The sequence below is a fragment of the Desulfuromonas sp. TF genome, from assembly GCF_000472285.1.
In the GTDB taxonomy this organism is placed as follows: domain Bacteria; phylum Desulfobacterota; class Desulfuromonadia; order Desulfuromonadales; family ATBO01; genus ATBO01.
The window spans coordinates 92,808-110,341 of sequence record NZ_KI421426.1 but is presented as its reverse complement, the minus strand read 5'-3'; the positions used below and the strand labels follow the sequence as shown (position 1 = coordinate 110,341).

Here is a 17,534-nt window from a genome sequence, read left to right as displayed (position 1 = left end):
CGCGGCGAGGACGAGGAAGGGGGAGGAGGCCTTCTCGGCGGCTTGGCCCTTGCGATCATCGCTCCCATGGCGGCCATGTTGATTCAGATGGCCATCTCCCGGTCCCGCGAATATCACGCCGATGCCTCCGGAGCGAGAATCTGCGGCAATCCCCTGGCTCTGGCCGGCGCGCTGCGCAAGCTGCAGCAGGCCGCGACGATGATGCCGATGCAGGAGGCGACCCCGGCCACCTCGCACCTCTTCATCGTCAATCCCCTGGTCGGCGCATCGATGTTGAAGCTCTTCTCCACGCATCCCCCGATGGATGAGCGGATTGCCCGCCTGGAGGCGATGGCCCTGTCCAGGGGATAAGTGCCTGACCAAGACGACCGTGGGTCCGAGTGGCCACACGATTTCATCGGAGAAAGATTGACATGACAGCCGCTTTTCTTGCCATTACCTTCGGTCTGGCGCTCCTGGTCTGGAGTGCCGACCGGTTCGTGGAAGGCTCAGCCTCCACCGCCCGCCACTTCGGAATGCCGCCTCTTCTGATAGGAATGGTGATTGTCGGCTTCGGAACCTCCGCCCCGGAAATGGTGGTTTCCGCCATCTCGGCCATGCAGGGGAACCCCGGCATCGCCCTTGGCAACGCCTACGGCTCGAACATCACCAATATCGCACTTATCCTCGGGGTGACGGCACTGCTCAGCCCCATCGTCGTGCATTCACAGGTCTTGCGCAAGGAGTTGCCGATTCTCGCCGGCATAACGGCCTTGGCCGCCTGGCAGATTTATGACGGCGAAATTACCCGCATCGATGCCCTTGTGCTGCTGGGAGTGTTCGCCGGCCTTATGGGCTGGACCATTTGGCAGGGCATGCAGAAAAGACCCGATGTTCTGGGCAGTGAAATGGAACAGGAACTGGATGTCCGCGCCATGCCGCTGCGCCGGGCGGTTGCCTGGCTCGTGGTCGGCCTGATCCTTTTGATTGCCAGTTCCCGCATTCTCGTCTGGGGAGCAGTGACTGTCGCTCATGGTTTCGGCGTCAGTGATCTGATTATCGGTCTGACCGTCGTCGCGGTAGGAACGTCGCTGCCGGAGCTGGCCTCGTCAGTCATCGCCGCCCGCAAGGGGGAACATGACATCGCCCTTGGGAACATCCTTGGATCTAATCTTTTCAACACACTGGCGGTGGTGGGCATCGCTGGGGCGATTCACCCCTTGACGGTGGGGCCGGAAGTTTTCTCCCGGGACATCATGGTCATGGCCGCGCTGACCGTTTCGCTTTTCATCATCGGTTACGGCTTCCGGGGAGCCGGCCGCATCAACCGTTTCGAGGGCACGGCCTTGCTGGCCTGCTACATCGGGTACACCGCTTATCTGGTAAGCAGTATCTTCGCCCCGTGACTTCGGCCCATGGGAGCCGTCCTCTTACGAATCAGAAGCCTGGCGAAATCTCGACGGACATCGCCTCGTGCAAGTTGACCGTGTGATTTTTGATCCGGTGCAAGGAAACCGCCATGTCACTGAAAGTCAGGGCCGCCAAGGCTCCGCAGGAGCCTGACTTCATCCGGTCAAGGTGGGCATTGCGGGTCGTCTCGGCCAATTCATTCAGTCGGCTGGCCGCATCCTTAATCTCGCGCGGATCACTGGTATCTTCATTGCTGAAATCCTTGCAGACCAGGATAAAAAAAGCGAAGACCTCATGGTGGAAATGGATCAGATCCTTCCAGGCATCCTCGCTGAAATCCTGTTCCTGCTTAGCGAGTCGTCGCATGTGCGAACAGATCGAGGCGGCGTAGTCGGCGATAGATTCAAGTTCGTCGGCGGCGCGCACATAGGCATAGGCCCGGTCTGATTGTTCTTTGCTGGATTGCCCGGCCTGCATCAGGGCAACGGTAAAGGTCGTGATCTCGTGCTGCATGATATCCGTCTGCTCTTCAATTGCTTTCACCTTCTGCAGGAAACGGTCGCGCCCTTTCAGGTCACGGTGCAGCAAGCTGCCGACATGGCGCAGGGCCTTGTGAACACTCTCCTGCATCCGTTTGAGTTCCTCCAGGACCATCGAAATGCCCATGGCCACCGGCATGCTGCCAGGCGGACCGATATACCTGAATGGGCCTTTTTTGCCTCCTCCCGTTTCCGGCACGATGCGGATGACGAATTTCTCCAGTTGACCGAGAAACGGCAACATGACCAGTGTGGCGGTGACGTTGAACAAGCTATGTGCCAGGGCGATGTGCGCCGCAATGTAGGGGCGGTTTCCTTTGCTATTCACGAAATCCGCGGCTCCGGGAACAATCTGCTCGACCAGGCTGACGTAGGGCGAGAAGACGGTAATGAGAATCAGCACCCCCAGGACATTGAACATACTGTGGGCCATCGCCGAACGCCGGGCATTAACGGTGCTGCCGATAGCGGCGAACTGGGCAGTAATGGTCGTCCCGATATTCTCGCCCATGACCAGGGCGATGGCCGTGTACAGAGGAATGGCGCCAGTCACCGCAAGGGCAATGGTGATTCCCAGCATCGCCGAACTGCTCTGAACGACCATGGTCATCAGGCAACCGATGGCTACGCATCCGAGGAGACTCAGCAGCGACTTGGCATCGAGGATCAACATCAGGTTCATAAAGCCTTCGTGGGTGCGCAGCGGTGTGAACGCGCCACTCATGATCTCCAGGCCGAAGAAGATCATGCCCAGTGCGACCAGAACCTTGGAGGTCGCCGAAATCCGCTCATTTTTTGAAAAGAGCATCGGGAAAATTCCGAGGGCGATCAGCAGCAGTCCGTACTTGCCGATATTGACCGCGAGAATCCAGCCGGTAATGGTGGTGCCGATATTGGCGCCCAGAATCACGCCAATCGCCTGGCTCAGTTGCATCAGGCCGGCGTTGGTCAGACCGACGACCATGACCGTGGTGATCGACGAAGACTGAACGAAGGCGGTCACGGTCAGGCCGACCAGCACCGCCAGAAAGCGGTTGGTGGTCAGGGAAGAAATCGCTTTTCGGATCAGGCCTCCTGAAAGCATCTGCAGACTGTCGGAAAGGAACTTCATCCCGAGGATAAAAATCCCGAGTCCGCCAACGACGGTGTAGCCCATCTTAAAAGGTTCAATCATTTTTTTGGTGCCTCGAAAAAGGGATTGTGACGGTGATGAAAATATAAAGACGCACCGAACCTCAGTCCGGAAGGGCCCAGACTGTGAATCAACCTCGAATTGGTGGATGAGAGAGCGGTCAGGAAGGAAAGAGGCGGAGAGTTGCGCCGGCGGGCAAAGATAGTTTTCATTTTCTTGCGGTCCACACGCCTTCGTTGGAGGAAGCAAACGCACCCGGACAAGCAGCTCCGAAATAAATACACCAACCCCGCACGAAAAGTCCATCTCTTGATTCGGCTCGGCGGATTCTATTCTTGTTCACCGAGAAGAGTTTATTCTTCCCCCTCCCCTTTCCGCCCTTCAGCCCTTTCGATACGCTGAAGCCGGTTCAGCATCTCCTTGAAGGAGATGTCGTGCTCGGGAGCGAGGATGTCGATCTTCGGCGGCAGCAGCCCCCCGTAGACCAGGTGGCGTTCCGAACCCTCCCTGGCGGTCCCCCGCAGGACGAACACGTCCTGGTCGAGGATGCACCAGATCCCGATCTTCCGGTAGCGGTAAAAATCGATAAAACGAAAGATGCCCTTGGAAAGGGCGGCCGAAAGCCCTCCCTGGCTGATGAGGGTCAGGTTTTCCAGTGCCTTCACGCTGATGTTGCGGGTGCCCTTTTCCCGGGTTTCCAGCACCGCCTCGAACCGCGAGGGCGTGAAACGGAACAGTCTCAGGTCATGGATGAAGCCGTCGGCGATTCCGTTGATTGCACCGAAGGAGAAGGTCCGCGTGAGCTGGAAAAGATCGATCCCGCCGAAGTCCACGTTGCCTAACAGGAGAGGATAGGCTGAAAAAGGTGACTCCAGCCGGATCCTGGATATCAGGATGATGCCGTCGAACACCTCGATGACCATGTTTCCATCCGAGGAGAGGGTATCGCCGGCGTAGGCGATTCTGCCGAGTTCGGCATCGAGGCTTCCCCTCATCTCAATCCATCCGAGTTCTCCCGTCAACGCCTCCAGGTCGATATCCCGGATGTCGATTTTCGCGGCGAATTCCGGCCCGTCCTTTCCCCGGCTGAAAGACGCCCCCTCGATTTCCAACAGCCCTTTCGCCACCCGGAAGGACGTCGGTCCGGGAATTTCGATGCGGTTCGGAGAAGAAGCAACTTCCAGGGAATTTTTTTCCATATGCGCCGGGCCGATGGATAACGCAGAGAAGGAGAGCGTTCCCGTCGTTTTTTTCCCCGAGACTCCAGGGGGCCGGCTCCCGGAGAAGATGTCGAAGGGAACCGATCCTTCAAGGCCCCGGGCATCCAGAAATCCCCGTTTGAGATCCAGCCCCGCGGGAAAAGCGGTCCCGCGCACATGCCAACCCTCAGGAGCGGCATCCAGGTCGAATTCCGTCTCCACCGCGCCTGAGAGATGAAGGTCCTTTGCCGCGGCAAACCTCTCCCGCAGGGCGGGAAGGAAGCGCTCGGAAAAATCGTCTCCGAGCCGCTCCATCCGTAGTCTGCCCCGGCTTCGGATCGTCGTCGGAGCGATCCGTCCTCCCAAGCTCAGGCTTCCGATTTTCTCCACGGCGAAGGACAGATTCTCCACCCGAAGGAGCGCGGCGGCGGGTTCACAGGTGCCGCGAAGCGACCATCTCCCCGGCAGGTCCGACAGCTCCGCATAAAAGGTTCCGTACAGGACCTCCTTCATCGAAACGGCGCCGGAAAGGTCCAGGTCGATCGAATCGGCGGCGCCGGTTCCCGAGACGGTCCCCGACGCCTGCAGCCTCCCCCCGGTGAAGCCCGAGTCGCCCCTGGGGGAGAGATAGTCCACCTTCTCCGCCGCCAAGGCGTCGAGGCGCAGGAGCCACTTCCCCCCTCTCCATTCGCCCGAGCCCGAAGCGGACAGTTCGCCCGTCGGCATGCCTTCACCCGCCAGGCGCGAGGCCGCCCTGAGGCGCGTAAACCGGGTGGATTCTCCCCCCGGGTGAAATCGTCCGGAAAGACGGACCTGTTCCAGCGCGCCTTTGGGCAGGGGAATCCTTCCGGCACGGATTTCAACCGATCCGGTCCACTGTTTTCCATCCGGGAGAAGACGAAGTTCCGCCCTCACCTTCTCCATGCCGGCGGGGATCGCCCGACGATAGCCGGAGCCCAGGACCGGGTGGAGAGCCCGACCGGAAAAAGGCAGGATGGCGAGCGCGATCTCTCCATCCGCCGCCCGTGCTTCGGCAATCGCTCTTCCGTCCATCCGCACCCCGGCTTCTCCCGACCACGAATCTTCATCCTTCTGCAGGGCCAGTTGGCCGCTCAGGGAAGAGAGGTCCAGGAGGGTGTCGGGACGCTCTTCCCCAGGCATTCCTTCGAAACTTCCCTCGAAACGAAAGCCGAGCTCAGACGTGCTGAAATCTCCCATGACGATCAGTCCCCCGGAGATCGGGGGGCGGCTGCCGCCGGTGAGCTGAACAACGAATGCTCCCGGATCGGGAATCCGCAGCCGCAGATCTCCCTCCAGACCTTCGTTCGAGAACTCCCCCCGGATCTCCCCCGCTCCCTCCTCCGACAGTGTGAAGCGGCCCTCGAACTCCCATCCGTTCTCTTTCTTCGCCAGCATCCAGGAGGTCTTCTCCAGGGAGATCGCCCAGTCGCCCCTCTGGAAGAGCCCGCCATCTAATTCGCCCTGTAGCCGAAGCATCCCCGTTGCCCAACCGAAATCGACGCCGGGAGAAAAAAGGGTGAAACGATCGCCGGGGGGGAGCGGAAACTCCTTCCGCAGGGCAGTGAAGATCGCCTCGATCTGCTCGCTCTCCAGGCGATCGAGGCGCAGGGCTCCCTTTGCGGAGCCCTCCCCCCCGGAGGGGAGGTGAAGGATAAGGGGAGAGAGCAGGAGGGGGTTCTCCTGCCAGTGAAATTCCTCCAGGGTCAGGGTAAGTCCATCCCTCCACAGAAGGCCCCCGGCCAGGAGGAGCGGGTTCTCTTTTCCCTCGTCGACAAAAGCGGTCAGCTGAAAATCGATGGGTTCGCTTCCGCTGGTCCGGATCTCGATTCCATGCAATACGATCGGCCCGTCCGGTGTCCGTATCCGGATTCCTCCATCCCTGACTGTTATCTCCTCGGCTTCCAGGGGCGGCTGCTCCGGATAAGAGGGTCGGCCCCCTTCCCCCGTGGGCGCCAGGGAAAGGTCGGGCCTGACGAGGGTCACGCTCTCCAGGCGCCGATCGAGCAGGCCCGCCAGGGTGAAACCGATCCTGCCCTCGGGAATGACGGCGGAAAGGCTGCCATCCGCGCGATGCGCCGAAAAACCGGTGAGAAGCACCCCCCCCTCCGCCGGAGCAAGCCGCTCGATCCGGACCTCGGCGTTGAGGGCCGATCCGGCTATCTGCTCCAGACCGGGGCGCACGAGGTGCTGAAGGATCTCCGGGCGGAACATCCATGCCGCGCCCGCCGCGATCGCCAGTGCCATCGCCAGGACCATCAGGATTGGGATTTTCCAAGTGTGCTTCATCGGCCCTGGACGCGATCAGAATGAATAAATAGGGAGGATTTTCATCGGGGCTCTCAGCGGCCCGGATGCGGAGGGTTTCTCCTTTTGTTAAGTGTAATCCACAGGTTGTTTCTTACAATGGCTGGAGGGGTATAGGGGATGCAGTTATGGCAATGTCGAAGGAATTTGGCAGAGGGCACACCCCGATCCGTTCAGAATGAAGATCGCAAAGGTGAAAAAGGGTTGGGATCATGCGTGCCGGCATATGGAGGAAAAGTTACGCGGATTTTTCCGAGGACTTTAAGTCCGAAAGGTTCTTGTCGACTGCCGAGAAGAGCTCCTTCATCTGAACGGGCTTAACCAGGACATGGTCCATCCCCGACGACAGGCATTCCTCCCTGACTTCGCGACGTTTGTGGGCGGTCAGGCCGATGATGCCGATGTGCCCGCGACCTTCCGCTTCCCGCTTGCGGATTGCTCGGGTCGCCTCCAGACCGTTCATTTCGGGCATCTGCAAGTCCATGAGGATGAGATCAAATCCCCCTTGCTCCCATTTCTCCAGGGCCTCTCGCCCTGACTCGGCAGTTTCCGTCCGATAGCCGTGCTGTGCCAGCATCATTGTGATCAACTCCCGGATCATGGGATCGTCTTCAGCCAGAAGGATTCGTGCAGCGCGGTGTTCCCTGCCGGAGCCTTCCGGCAGGGTTTCGTCCCGTAAAGATCGTTCCTGTTCACTGGTCTTCAGCGGGATGGTGATCGTGAAGACGCTTCCCTCTCCCTTTCGGCTCTGAATGGAGATCACTCCGCCCATAAGTTCAACCAGCCCCTTGGAGATGGCCAGCCCCAGTCCGGCCCCCCCATACTTGCGGGTGAAGGAGCTGTCCGCCTGGCTGAAACTCTGGAAGATCAGTTCCCTTTTTTCCTCCGGTATGCCGATGCCTGTGTCGGCTACCGAGAACTCCAGGGAGTCGCCAAGGGCAGCCACGGAGATGCGGATTTCCCCCTTTTGGGTAAATTTGACGGCATTGCCGATCAAATTGATCAGCACCTGCCCGAGCCTGTCGGAATCACCGATCACGATTCGGGGTACATCCGGCGCGATGTCCATTTCAAGCCTGAGGTTTTTCTCCCGGGCGGGGAAAGCAAACATCTCCACTGCGTCCTGCACACAGCCCCGCACATCGAAGGGCTCTTCTCTAAGCTCGACCCGCCGCGCCTCGATCCTGGACAAATCGAGGATTTCGTCGATGAGGACACGCAGGCGACCGGCTGATTTTTCGGCCATTTCCAGCATGCGACGACGCTCGGGGGTTTTTTCGGTCAGCAGAAGGTGTTCGATAGCCGCCATGAAGACCGTCATGGGGGTGCGGATCTCATGGCTCATGTTGGCCAGGAACTCGCTCTTGGCGCGGCTGGCCTCTTCAGCAACCTGCTTTGCCGCCTTGAGTTCCTCCCCGACCTGGCGCTCTTCGGTGATATCGGTGTTGGTGCCGAACCAGCGAAGGACTCTTCCACCTTCATCCTTGATCGGAATCGCCCGGGATAGAAACCACCTGTATGTGCCGTCCGTGCCGCGCAGGGGGAAAGTGTCCTCCCAAACGTCCCCTGTCTCGAAGCAATGACTGATCTTCTCGACCACGCCCTGAATGTGGTCGGGATGGAGAACCTTTCGCCAGCCCCAGCCTTTCATCTGCTCCAGGTCCGTCCCTGTATAATCGTACCAGCGCTTGTTGTACCAGAAGATCCCGCCGGTCTCATCGGCCATCCATGCGAACTGGGAAATGTTGTCGGCGAGGGTGCGAAACATCTCCTCGCTCTGGCGCAATGCTTCGGCTCTGCTGAGGAGGTCGACCGCCATCTCCGTCACCGTAGAGCGAAGGCGGCGCACGACATCCGGGGCTCTCGGGTCGCCCCGCCCTTCGATCTGCCCGGAGCCCATCGCCCTGGCATCCTGCTCCAGGCGAAGAATCGGACTTGCGATGCTTCTGGCCAGAAACCAGGCGAGCAGGAAAGCTGCCGAAGCGATCAGAGAGGCCAGGATGGAGTCGTTAATCAGCCGATTGCGCTCGGAGGCCAGGGCGACTTCCACCGGCCGGCCGGCCCCTGCCACCCAACCTATATCGGAGATCGGCACCCGGGCACAGAACGTTTCACTGGAAGAAATATCCAGGTGTGAGATGCCGGTCTGCTCCGCTCGCTTTTCGAGAGCGGCCCTCAGCAGTTGATCGCTTTGCCGCCATTGCATGCGATCCTCCCAGGAAAGCTCTGCTCCCGGGCTGCGATAGACGATGGTCCCCTGGCTGTCAAAGATGGAATAGGCGCCTTCGGAGGGACGCCGGTGCAATAGAGCCGCCGACCCAAGGTTCGCCGGATCGATCGCAGCCACGACCGCGCCGAGGAGCATACCGATGGAGCCGCGGATCGATGTGGCGACCACAAAGGTAGGTGCCGGGGTAACCATTCCCGCGCGGGTCAGATCCCCGAGAGTCCAGGACCAACCGGTCTGGAGTTTTTCGAAATAAGAATGCCCCGACCAATCCTGCCCGACAAGCCCCCTCTCACTGGAGGCAAGGACAATCCCCTGCGGACTGACCCAGCTCATATTGCGAACCGAAGGGGTGCGGTCCGAATAGTAGGTGAGAAGGCGGTCGGCATTGGCTTGTGTATACGGTGAGAAGGTGAGGATGGCCTCCCCCACCGCGTAATTCTGGCTTCGGATATTGTCGATATAGGCTGCGAAGGTACTGGCAATCCCCTGGGCTACCTCAAGTTCCGTCTGAAGGGCCTCGGAACGTTGAGTTCCGTACCGCTCCAGGTATCCCCACCAGAGAAGGAGGAGCATGGGAAAGAGTGCAAGTGAAATAAGTAAGAAAAGACGCTGCCGTATACCCGCAGGCAGAAGGTAGGCAGCCCATTGTCGGATCATGTTGAATTCATCTTCTCTCAAACAGCGGGTGATCTTCCCTTAGAACGTTTGAAAACTTTGAATTAATTCTACTTCATTTTCTTAAAAATGCCCGTCTCACCGCGACGGTTCACCCTTTGCCGGGGAACCGACCTCCACGATTTGCCGGCAGCCCGTCTCCCGGGTCAGAGTGATGAGGACCAGGGACAGGACCGTCCAGGCAAGCATGAGGGAGAAGCCCAGGCGGAAGGCTTCCAGGCCGTAAACCCTGCCACCGGCCGACATCGCCCCATCCCACTTCCGGTCGAGCATCCAGCCGACGGCCGGCTGAAGCAGCATCGGACCCATCATCGAGCCCATGTTGCACACCCCGGCCGCCGTCCCCGCCAGCGCCAGAGGGACTGACTCCTTGGCGAAGGCGAAACCGATAATCATGCAGCCGGCGGCGAAGCCGATCACGATAAGCAGAGAGATCAGCAGGGGAAGCGGCAGTCCCGGCACGAGGATGATGAGCCCCCAGCCGACGGCCGAGATCGCGCAGCCGGCCACGTACAACGGCTTGCGCCGGCCGATCCGGTCCGAGAGACCGCCGAAAACCGGTCCGCCCACCGCCCAGGCCAGCAGTTGGGCTGAACAGAGAGCCGCCGCCTGGGGGGAAGTCAGACCGTAATGGGTGGTCAGGAAGGGCACTCCCCAGAGGCCGGCGAAGGCAAGGACGCTGCCGGCGACGGCGCCGGGAGTGAGTAGAAGCAGCCAGGTGTTGCGGTAGCCGAAGACCTTGCGGAGTCCGGCCATGATGCCGGAGCGGGGCGCTCCCGCAGAAACCTCGGAAGCGTAGCTGGCATAGCCCCGCTCCCGCGGATCGTCCCTGACGATGATCCAGATCAGGGCGGCTACGGCAAAAGGGAGAATGCTGGAAGCCAGCATGACAGGACGCCAGCCGAAGGTGTCCACCATCAGGCGCAGCGGTGTGCCGGCGAAAACCGCTCCGAGAATGCCGAGAAAGAGGGCCATTCCGGAGGCCAGGGCGAACTGCCTCGGCGCCATCCAGTGGCTGGAGAGCTTCATCATGGCGACGAAGGCGACCGCCACCGAGCCGCCGATGAACAGGCGTCCTGCGCAGGCCCAGACCATCCCGTCGGCGAGAGCGAAGCTGAGACTGCCGATGCCGGCCACAAGAGCGCCAACGGTCAGCAGCCGCCGCGGGCCCCAGCTGTCGGCGAGCAGCCCGGTGGGAATCTGCATGGCCACGTAGCTGTAGAAATAGAAAGCCGAAAGATTGCCCAGGGCGGCGGCCGTCAGGTTGAAATCATTCATCAGCTCCGCGGTCATGACGCCGGGAGCGACCCGCTGAAAAAAGCCGATGATGTACAAGGCGGCGCCGAGGCCCCAAACGGTCCAGGCCAGACGCGCGGGGGGAAGTGTCGCTGAGCTCATAGGTTCTCGATCCTGGGGAGGGCGGATTAATTTCAATTGAAAGTATTAAAATTAGCCCCGGCTGTCAAACCATTTGAGATGGAGAAAACACTCAGGCCATGCTGATTCAATGTACCAGGGTTAAATCCCTTGACGAATCATTCAGCTATGGCAGAATGAAATCAGAATTTAAGTTTCATTGAATAAAAAGAAAATTCTCCGACAAGAGCAAACCTGGAGAAATTCAGGGACGCAAAGCTGCGGGTCCTCGCTTTACCCTGGAGGTAAAGACGGATAGCCGGGTGGCCGAAGAGAAGGCAAAGCCTCAAGTAAATTGGGGTTTTGAGACGCCGATCTTCCGCCCGGAGATTGGCGTTTTTGCATTAGAGAGCGAATACAAGCCCGTCCCTTTCGAGGTTCCTCATATGAAAACCTCTATTCTGATCATCGACGATTCAAAAAGGATGCGTCGGCAGGTCGCCGACATCCTGCGACATGCAGCTCTTTTCAAGTTCTTCTTTGAAGCCGGTGACGGGATCGAAGGTTTCAAAATGGCCCTCGATAAAAAACCCGATATTATTCTCTGCGACATCGAAATGCCGGGAATGGACGGTTTTAAATTTTTGCGCATGTTGAGCACCCAGGAGGACTTGCAGGACATCCCGGTCATCATCGTCACCGGACATGAAGAGACGGGTGCCAAGGTTCGCGGCCTCGAGCTCGGAGCCAGCGATTATGTCACCAAACCCTTCGACTCTGGTGAACTTCTGGCACGGATCAAGGTCCAACTGAAAATCAAGTCTCTCCAGGACAGACTCAAGGAAAGCAACCGGATGCTGCTCGAGCTGTCCCATACGGATCCCTTGACCGGTCTTCACAACCGTCGGCAGATGATGAAAGCCCTGGAAAGTGAAATGGATCGCAGCAACCGCTCCGGCGATCCACTTTCCCTGATTCTGATTGATTGCGATGATTTCAAGAAAATAAATGATACCTATGGTCATCAGGCGGGAGATGAAGTACTGATGAAACTGGGCGAAACATTTAAAAGGCATCTGCGACACTACGATGCGGTAGCCCGTCTCGGAGGTGATGAATTCGCCTTGATATTGCCGGCTACCGACATCCCGGAAGCGGTCGGGATCGCCGAGCGGATACGCCAGGAGGTGGAGCAGATGACGGTCGATGCCGATCTGGCCGATTTGCGGGTGACCATCAGTCTCGGTGTCGCCAGACATCCTCAAATACAGGTGCAAATCCCCGACGATCTGATCCGGGCAGCCGATTACGCCCTCTACAACGCCAAGCGGCAAGGACGCAACCAGGTCAGGGTGAGCGATCAATAGAGACGCCCGTCATCCAGCATCGTTTTTTTCACCAGACGAAAAGAGCCCCCCGGAAAAACCGGGGGGCTCTTTTCGTTATGCAAGGATCAGGGAGCGGCTTACATCATGCCGCCCATGCCCCCCATCCCTCCCATGCCGCCGGGCATGGCGGGCATGGCTTCTTCGCTCTTGGGAGCCTCGGCGATGCAGGCCTCGGTGGTCAGCATCAGGCCCGAAATAGAAGCGGCGTTCTGCAGGGCACTGCGGGTGACCTTGGTGGGATCGATGATCCCGGCCTCCAGCATATCGCAGTATACATCGGCAGCAGCATCGAATCCGAAGCTGCCTGTTTCGCTGATGACCCTGTTGACCACGATGGAGCCTTCGGCTCCGGCGTTGGCGGCGATCTGACGCAGCGGCTCCTCAAGGGCCCGCCTGACGATCTTGACGCCGAACTCCTGCTCACCGGGAGCCTCTACTTTTTCCAGAGCGGCGATGCAGCGCAGCAGGGCGACCCCGCCTCCAGGGACGATGCCTTCTTCAACGGCGGCGCGGGTGGCGTGCAGGGCGTCCTCGACGCGAGCCTTCTTCTCCTTCATCTCGGTCTCGGTGGCGGCGCCGACCTTGACCACGGCAACCCCGCCGACCAGCTTGGCCAGGCGCTCCTGGAGCTTCTCGCGATCGTAGTCGCTGGAGGTTTCCTCGATCTGGGCGCGGATCACTTTGACCCGGCTCTGGATGTCGACTTCGCTGCCGGCGCCGTCGATGATCGTGGTGTTGTCCTTGTCAATGACGATGCGCTTTGCGGTGCCGAGCATGTCGAGAGTGGCGTTCTCCAGCTTGAAGCCGATCTCCTCGGAAATCACCTTGCCGCCGGTCAGTACCGCGATGTCCTCGAGCATGGCTTTGCGGCGGTCGCCGAAGCCGGGAGCCTTGACGGCGGCGATGTTGAGAGTGCCGCGCAGCTTGTTGACCACCAGGGTGGCCAGGGCTTCGCCCTCCACGTCCTCGGCGATGATCAGCAGGGGGCGTCCCTGCTTGGCTACCGGCTCGAGGACCGGCAGAAGATCGCGCATGTTGCTGATCTTCTTGTCATGGATGAGGATCAGGGCGTCCTCGAGAACGGACTCCATGCGCTCGGGATCGGTGACAAAATAGGGGGAGAGATAGCCGCGGTCGAACTGCATCCCTTCGACGGTCTCGAGGGTGGTCTCCATCGACTTGGCCTCTTCGACGGTGATGACCCCTTCCTTGCCGACCTTCTCCATGGCCTTGGCGAGAATGTCGCCGATGGTGGCGTCGCTGTTGGCGGAGATGGTGCCGACCTGGGCGATTTCCTTGTGGTCCTTGACCGGCTTGGAGAGTTCCTTGAGGGCGGCGACGGCCGCGGTCACGGCCTTGTCGATGCCGCGCTTGATTTCCATGGGATTGTGGCCGGCGGTGACCAGCTTGACGCCTTCGCGGTAGATGGCCTGGGCCAGCACGGTGGCGGTGGTGGTGCCGTCACCGGCGACATCGGAGGTCTTGGAGGCGACTTCCTTGACCAGTTGGGCGCCCATGTTCTCGAACTTGTTCTCGAGTTCGATCTCCTTGGCGACGGTCACGCCGTCCTTGGTGATCAGGGGAGCGCCGTAAGACTTTTCGATGACCACGTTGCGGCCTTTGGGACCGAGGGTGGCTTTGACGGCTTCGGCCAGGATGTTTACGCCGGACAGGATCTGGTTGCGGGCGTCCTGTCCGAATTTGATTTCTTTAGCTGCCATGTCTGTGAATCCTCCTTATCGTTAAAATGGAGATCTGCTTATTCGACTACGCCGAGAACGTCGTCCTCGCGCATCATCAGGAACTCTTTCCCTTCGATCTTGATCTCGTTGCCGGCATACTTGCCGAACAGAATCTTGTCGCCCACCTTGACGTCCAGAGCCAGGACCTTGCCGTCCTCGGTCATCTTCCCCTTGCCGACGGCGACGATCTTGCCCTGCTGGGGTTTTTCCTTGGCGGTGTCGGGAATGATGAGGCCCCCGGCGGTCTTGGTCTCCTCTTCGAGCCTTTCGACGATGATACGGTCATGCAGCGGTCTGATGTTCATGATGAATTCTCCTTTCCTGTATGAGAATGAAAAACGGGAGATACTCCCTTTTGGTCCGGGTCAGAAAATAAAAAAGACGCTCGATTCTGAATCAGTTGAACGAATCAAGCCCCTTTGGCACCTTTAGCACTCCTCACACGAGAGTGCTAACAACAGGGGTAAATATAATCAGCTTATTTTGAATGTCAAGGGCAATCTGAAGATTTTTTTGCCGGGCGGGATCGGGATCAGTAAACGGTCAGAAAGTCAACAAGGGGGAAGCGGGAGTCGGGCGAAATCCGCGGTCATTTTAGATCGTTCTGCCTACCATCTGCGCTTTTCCATTTCTTCCCGGAAATATTTGTCGTACAGGATCTGCCATTCCCGGCTGCCGACGATTTTTTTCTGGGCGGACAGCTTGTTCCGAATCAGGGTGTCTACCTGATCGTCCACCGAGAGCAGACGGATCAGCGCTTCTTTTGCGGCTCGCAGGGCCTCGGCTTCGTCCGGGAAATCGACCAGATCATCTTTCCACAAGCCGTCCAGGATCAGATGGGAAAGATGAGAAATGCGCTGCTCAGACAGTTTCACAGGGGTATTCCCCTCTCTTCGGCCAGTTTCTTCTTTATCATCAGGAAAAGTTTCTGGCGATCGATATCGGCCGGCGCATTCCGGAGCTGACTCTCCATCAGCTCAAGGACCTCTTTATCCAGTTCCTGCTCTTTCGTCATTTCGGCCCGGATGATCTCTTCAATGCGGGCCAGAACCACCCCCCGGCCGGCCTTCAGGGTCCCTCCTCCCCGATCGACAAGCGCGGACAGAAGATGATCGGCCATGCGACGAATCTGCAGATCGGTGAAACGCATGGGCAACTCCCGGGAAAGCCGAAGCGTTAAAAGGTCCCTGCATCCTAGCTTCGGACAGGGGCGTTGTCAACGCGGTAATTCTTGACAGCCGGCGGGCCGCTGTGCTAATCAAGCTTCCTTGGTCCTTCGCCGTTGGCCGCTGTCATTGACCAATGAAGCATGACTTCCGACAAGGAGATCTGAATGAATAAGAAGCTCTACATTCCCGGTCCCGTCGAAGTTTCCCTCGACGTCATGGAGGCCATGACCGCACCCATGGTCGGCCACCGGATGAAAGAGTATGCCGAAGTGCATGAGCGCGTGACCGCCGGCCTCAAGACCCTTCTCAATACGGAGGATCCGGTTTTCCTCTCCACCTCCAGCGCCTTCGGCGTCATGGAGGGAGCGGTGCGGAATCTGGTGCGGAAACGCTGCGCCACCTTCGGCAACGGCGCCTTCAGCACCAAATGGCATGACGTCACGGTGCGCTGCGGCCTCGAAGCGGATCTCTTCACCGCCGAATGGGGCCGCCCGATCACCCCCGAGATGGTCGACGAGGCCTTGTCCACCGGCAAGTACGACGCCATGACCGTGGTTCACAACGAGACCTCCACGGGGGTCATGTCGCCGCTCGAAGAGATCGCCGGGGTGATGAAGAGATACCCGGACGTCTCCTTCATCGTCGATACCGTCTCCTCCATGAGCGCCGTCCCCATCGACGTCTCCGCACTGAAAATCGACGTCTGTCTGGCGGGAGTGCAGAAAGCCTTCGGTCTGCCCCCGGGACTCGCCGTTTTCGCCGTCTCCCGCAGGGCCCTCGACAAGGCGAAGGGCACCCCCGGCCGAGGCTACTATTTCGATTTCGAGGAATTCGAGAAGAACGACCAGAAGAACAATACCCCGAGCACCCCCTGCCTCAGCCTGATTTTCGCCCTCGATCACCAATTGCGGAAATTCTTCGCGGAAGGGCTGGAGAACCGCTATGCCCGCCACCGGCGGATGGCTGAAATGACCCGGGATTGGGTACGGGCGCAGGGCTTCGGCCTGTTCGCCGCCGAAGGCTGTCGCTCGATGACCCTGACCTGCGGAAGGAACGACGACCGAACCGATCTGGAGAAGCTGAAGAAGCTCGCCGGCGCTCGCGGCTACGCCATCGACAACGGCTACGGCAAGATCAAGAACGCCACCTTCCGCATCCCTCACATGGCCGACATGACGATGGCCGACCTGATGGAGCTTTTCACGCTGCTGGAGGAACTGCTGCCGGAGGCCCGGGCCTAAAAAGCGGTCGCGGATCCCCTCAGGACTCTGACTTGCGGTTCTCGTCAGCCCCCGTTCCCGGTATAATGAAGCATGTTCCGAATCCGCCGCATTTACGATTATGTCCTGCCGATCAACCAGGCGGCAATCTCCCGTGTTCAGGATATCCTGCGGGCCCAGTTCTCCACCCTCTCCGAAAAGGATATCGCCAAGCTCCCCGAGCAGCTGCGCAATCCGCTCAAGTTCCGCTTCCGCTCCATCCTTTACGTCGCCGATGACCAGCGCGGCCGGGTCAAGGGCTTCGCCCTGCTGCTGCACGAGCCGGAACTGCGTTTCGGCTACCTGGAGTACATCTCGGCGGCGGCTAAGATGACCGGACGGGGCATCGGCGGCGCCCTTTACGAGCGGCTGCGTGAGGAGGCCCTCGAACTGGACGCCGTCGGGCTTTTCTTCGAATGCCTCCCTGATGATCCCGCCCTCTGCAAAGACCCGGAAACCCGCAGGCAGAACAGGGCCCGCCTGAAGTTTTACGAGAAGTACGGCGCCCGCCCCGTTGCCGGCACCGCCTACGAGGCCCCGGTCGAGCCGGGAGGTGACAACCCGCCTTATCTGGTCTTTGACGACTTGGGACAAGGCTGTCCCCTGCCTCGTGAAACCGCCAGGGCCATCGTCCGGGCGATCCTCGAACGAAAGTATGCACACCTCTGCCCCAAATCCTACATCGACATGGTGGTCAACTCATTCCGTGACGACCCGGTGCGGCTGCGGGAGTTCCGCTACCTCCGCCCGGAAGCTGTGGCACCGGTCCGGCGCCAGATCACGGTCGACCGCCGCATCCCCCTGGTGGTCAATGACCGGCATGATATCCACCACGTCAAGGAGCGGGGCTACGTCGAGGCGCCGGTGCGCATCGGCTCCATCCTGCGGGAGATCGAGCCGACCGGCCTCTTCGAGCCGGTGCCGATTCGCCACTTTTCGGAAAAACACATCCGGGCCGTGCACGAGGATCAATTCGTCGACTACCTCAAGGCGGTCTGCGCCCTTTGCCAGCCGGAAGAGGCGATTTATCCCTATGTCTTTCCCATCCGCAACCATGCCCGCCGCCCCAAGGAGCGGGCGGTACGCGCCGGCTACTACTGCATCGACACCTTCACCCCGCTCACCGCCAAC

13 protein-coding genes and 1 riboswitch are annotated in these 17,534 nt (G+C 59.6%); of the genes, 5 read left to right on the top strand and 8 right to left on the bottom strand.

The genetic code is table 11. From position 1 onward, the window contains the following. On the top strand, positions 1–351 hold a 351-nt coding region (locus DTF_RS27450), incomplete at its 5' end, for a M48 family metalloprotease (RefSeq protein WP_035058126.1). A 62-nt stretch (positions 352–413) separates the two neighbouring features. Then, entirely contained in the window at positions 414–1,385 is a 972-nt protein-coding gene (locus DTF_RS0118555; RefSeq protein ID WP_027716537.1) for a calcium/sodium antiporter, read from the top strand. Between the two features lie 31 nt (positions 1,386–1,416). On the opposite strand, the gene DTF_RS0118550 is transcribed toward DTF_RS0118555, so the two are convergent. From DTF_RS0118550 to DTF_RS24475, 4 genes are all read right to left on the bottom strand, one after another. Further along, positions 1,417–3,102, bottom strand: a complete 1,686-nt coding sequence (locus DTF_RS0118550) for a Na/Pi cotransporter family protein (protein WP_027716536.1) — start codon at positions 3,100–3,102, stop codon at positions 1,417–1,419. A 311-nt stretch (positions 3,103–3,413) separates the two neighbouring features. Then, entirely contained in the window at positions 3,414–6,536 is a 3,123-nt protein-coding gene (locus tag DTF_RS0118545; RefSeq protein WP_027716535.1) for a hypothetical protein, read from the bottom strand. A gap of 286 nt (positions 6,537–6,822) precedes the next feature. Next, complete coding sequence (locus tag DTF_RS25815) at positions 6,823–9,471, bottom strand: ATP-binding protein (RefSeq protein WP_155890876.1); 2,649 nt, start codon at positions 9,469–9,471, stop codon at positions 6,823–6,825. A gap of 96 nt (positions 9,472–9,567) precedes the next feature. After that, positions 9,568–10,887 (bottom strand): MFS transporter, encoded by a 1,320-nt coding sequence (locus DTF_RS24475; RefSeq protein WP_051361460.1) that lies wholly within the window; start codon positions 10,885–10,887, stop codon positions 9,568–9,570. A 196-nt stretch (positions 10,888–11,083) separates the two neighbouring features. Continuing rightward, a riboswitch (cyclic di-GMP riboswitch) is annotated at positions 11,084–11,177 on the top strand. 114 nt (positions 11,178–11,291) lie between these two features. Here DTF_RS24475 and DTF_RS0118530 point away from each other — a divergent pair. Next, positions 11,292–12,212 carry a diguanylate cyclase gene (locus tag DTF_RS0118530; protein ID WP_027716534.1) on the top strand — a complete coding sequence of 307 codons (921 nt, stop codon included), beginning with the start codon at positions 11,292–11,294 and terminating at the stop codon, positions 12,210–12,212. Positions 12,213–12,310: 98 nt separating this feature from the next. Here the strand turns inward: DTF_RS0118530 and groL are convergent, their stop codons facing one another. From groL to DTF_RS27610, 4 genes are all read right to left on the bottom strand, one after another. Further along, positions 12,311–13,954 (bottom strand): chaperonin GroEL, encoded by a 1,644-nt coding sequence (groL, locus tag DTF_RS0118525; protein WP_027716533.1) that lies wholly within the window; start codon positions 13,952–13,954, stop codon positions 12,311–12,313. A gap of 38 nt (positions 13,955–13,992) precedes the next feature. Continuing rightward, positions 13,993–14,280: a co-chaperone GroES gene (gene groES, locus DTF_RS0118520; RefSeq protein WP_027716532.1), complete on the bottom strand. Its 288-nt coding sequence runs from the start codon at positions 14,278–14,280 to the stop codon at positions 13,993–13,995. Between the two features lie 303 nt (positions 14,281–14,583). Beyond that, positions 14,584–14,850 (bottom strand): DUF507 family protein, encoded by a 267-nt coding sequence (locus DTF_RS27615; protein ID WP_027716531.1) that lies wholly within the window; start codon positions 14,848–14,850, stop codon positions 14,584–14,586. Then, positions 14,847–15,125, bottom strand: a complete 279-nt coding sequence (locus tag DTF_RS27610; protein WP_027716530.1) for a DUF507 family protein — start codon at positions 15,123–15,125, stop codon at positions 14,847–14,849. The genes DTF_RS27615 and DTF_RS27610 overlap by 4 nt, the downstream gene beginning before the upstream one ends. Positions 15,126–15,308: 183 nt before the next feature. Here DTF_RS27610 and DTF_RS0118505 point away from each other — a divergent pair, with 183 nt between their 5' ends. Together DTF_RS0118505 and DTF_RS27440 are read left to right on the top strand one after the other, a co-directional pair. After that, on the top strand, positions 15,309–16,385 hold the full coding sequence (locus DTF_RS0118505; protein ID WP_027716529.1) for an alanine--glyoxylate aminotransferase family protein: 1,077 nt from the start codon (positions 15,309–15,311) through the stop codon (positions 16,383–16,385). A 72-nt stretch (positions 16,386–16,457) separates the two neighbouring features. Continuing rightward, positions 16,458–17,534: GNAT family N-acetyltransferase (locus DTF_RS27440; RefSeq protein ID WP_035058121.1), on the top strand; the 1,077-nt coding region annotated here is incomplete at its 3' end.

What these genes read in the sequence shown, in the direction of transcription:
- groL (WP_027716533.1), bottom strand. Translation starts at nt 13,954, where the DNA reads ATGGCAGCTAAAGAAATCAAATTCGGACAGGACGCCCGCAACCAGATC.
- DTF_RS25815 (WP_155890876.1), bottom strand. Translation starts at nt 9,471, where the DNA reads ATGATCCGACAATGGGCTGCCTACCTTCTGCCTGCGGGTATACGGCAG.
- DTF_RS0118530 (WP_027716534.1), top strand. Translation starts at nt 11,292, where the DNA reads ATGAAAACCTCTATTCTGATCATCGACGATTCAAAAAGGATGCGTCGG.
- DTF_RS0118505 (WP_027716529.1), top strand. Translation starts at nt 15,309, where the DNA reads ATGAATAAGAAGCTCTACATTCCCGGTCCCGTCGAAGTTTCCCTCGAC.
- DTF_RS0118555 (WP_027716537.1), top strand. Translation starts at nt 414, where the DNA reads ATGACAGCCGCTTTTCTTGCCATTACCTTCGGTCTGGCGCTCCTGGTC.
- groES (WP_027716532.1), bottom strand. Translation starts at nt 14,280, where the DNA reads ATGAACATCAGACCGCTGCATGACCGTATCATCGTCGAAAGGCTCGAA.
- DTF_RS0118550 (WP_027716536.1), bottom strand. Translation starts at nt 3,102, where the DNA reads ATGATTGAACCTTTTAAGATGGGCTACACCGTCGTTGGCGGACTCGGG.
- DTF_RS24475 (WP_051361460.1), bottom strand. Translation starts at nt 10,887, where the DNA reads ATGAGCTCAGCGACACTTCCCCCCGCGCGTCTGGCCTGGACCGTTTGG.
- DTF_RS0118545 (WP_027716535.1), bottom strand. Translation starts at nt 6,536, where the DNA reads ATGGTCCTGGCGATGGCACTGGCGATCGCGGCGGGCGCGGCATGGATG.
- DTF_RS27610 (WP_027716530.1), bottom strand. Translation starts at nt 15,125, where the DNA reads ATGCGTTTCACCGATCTGCAGATTCGTCGCATGGCCGATCATCTTCTG.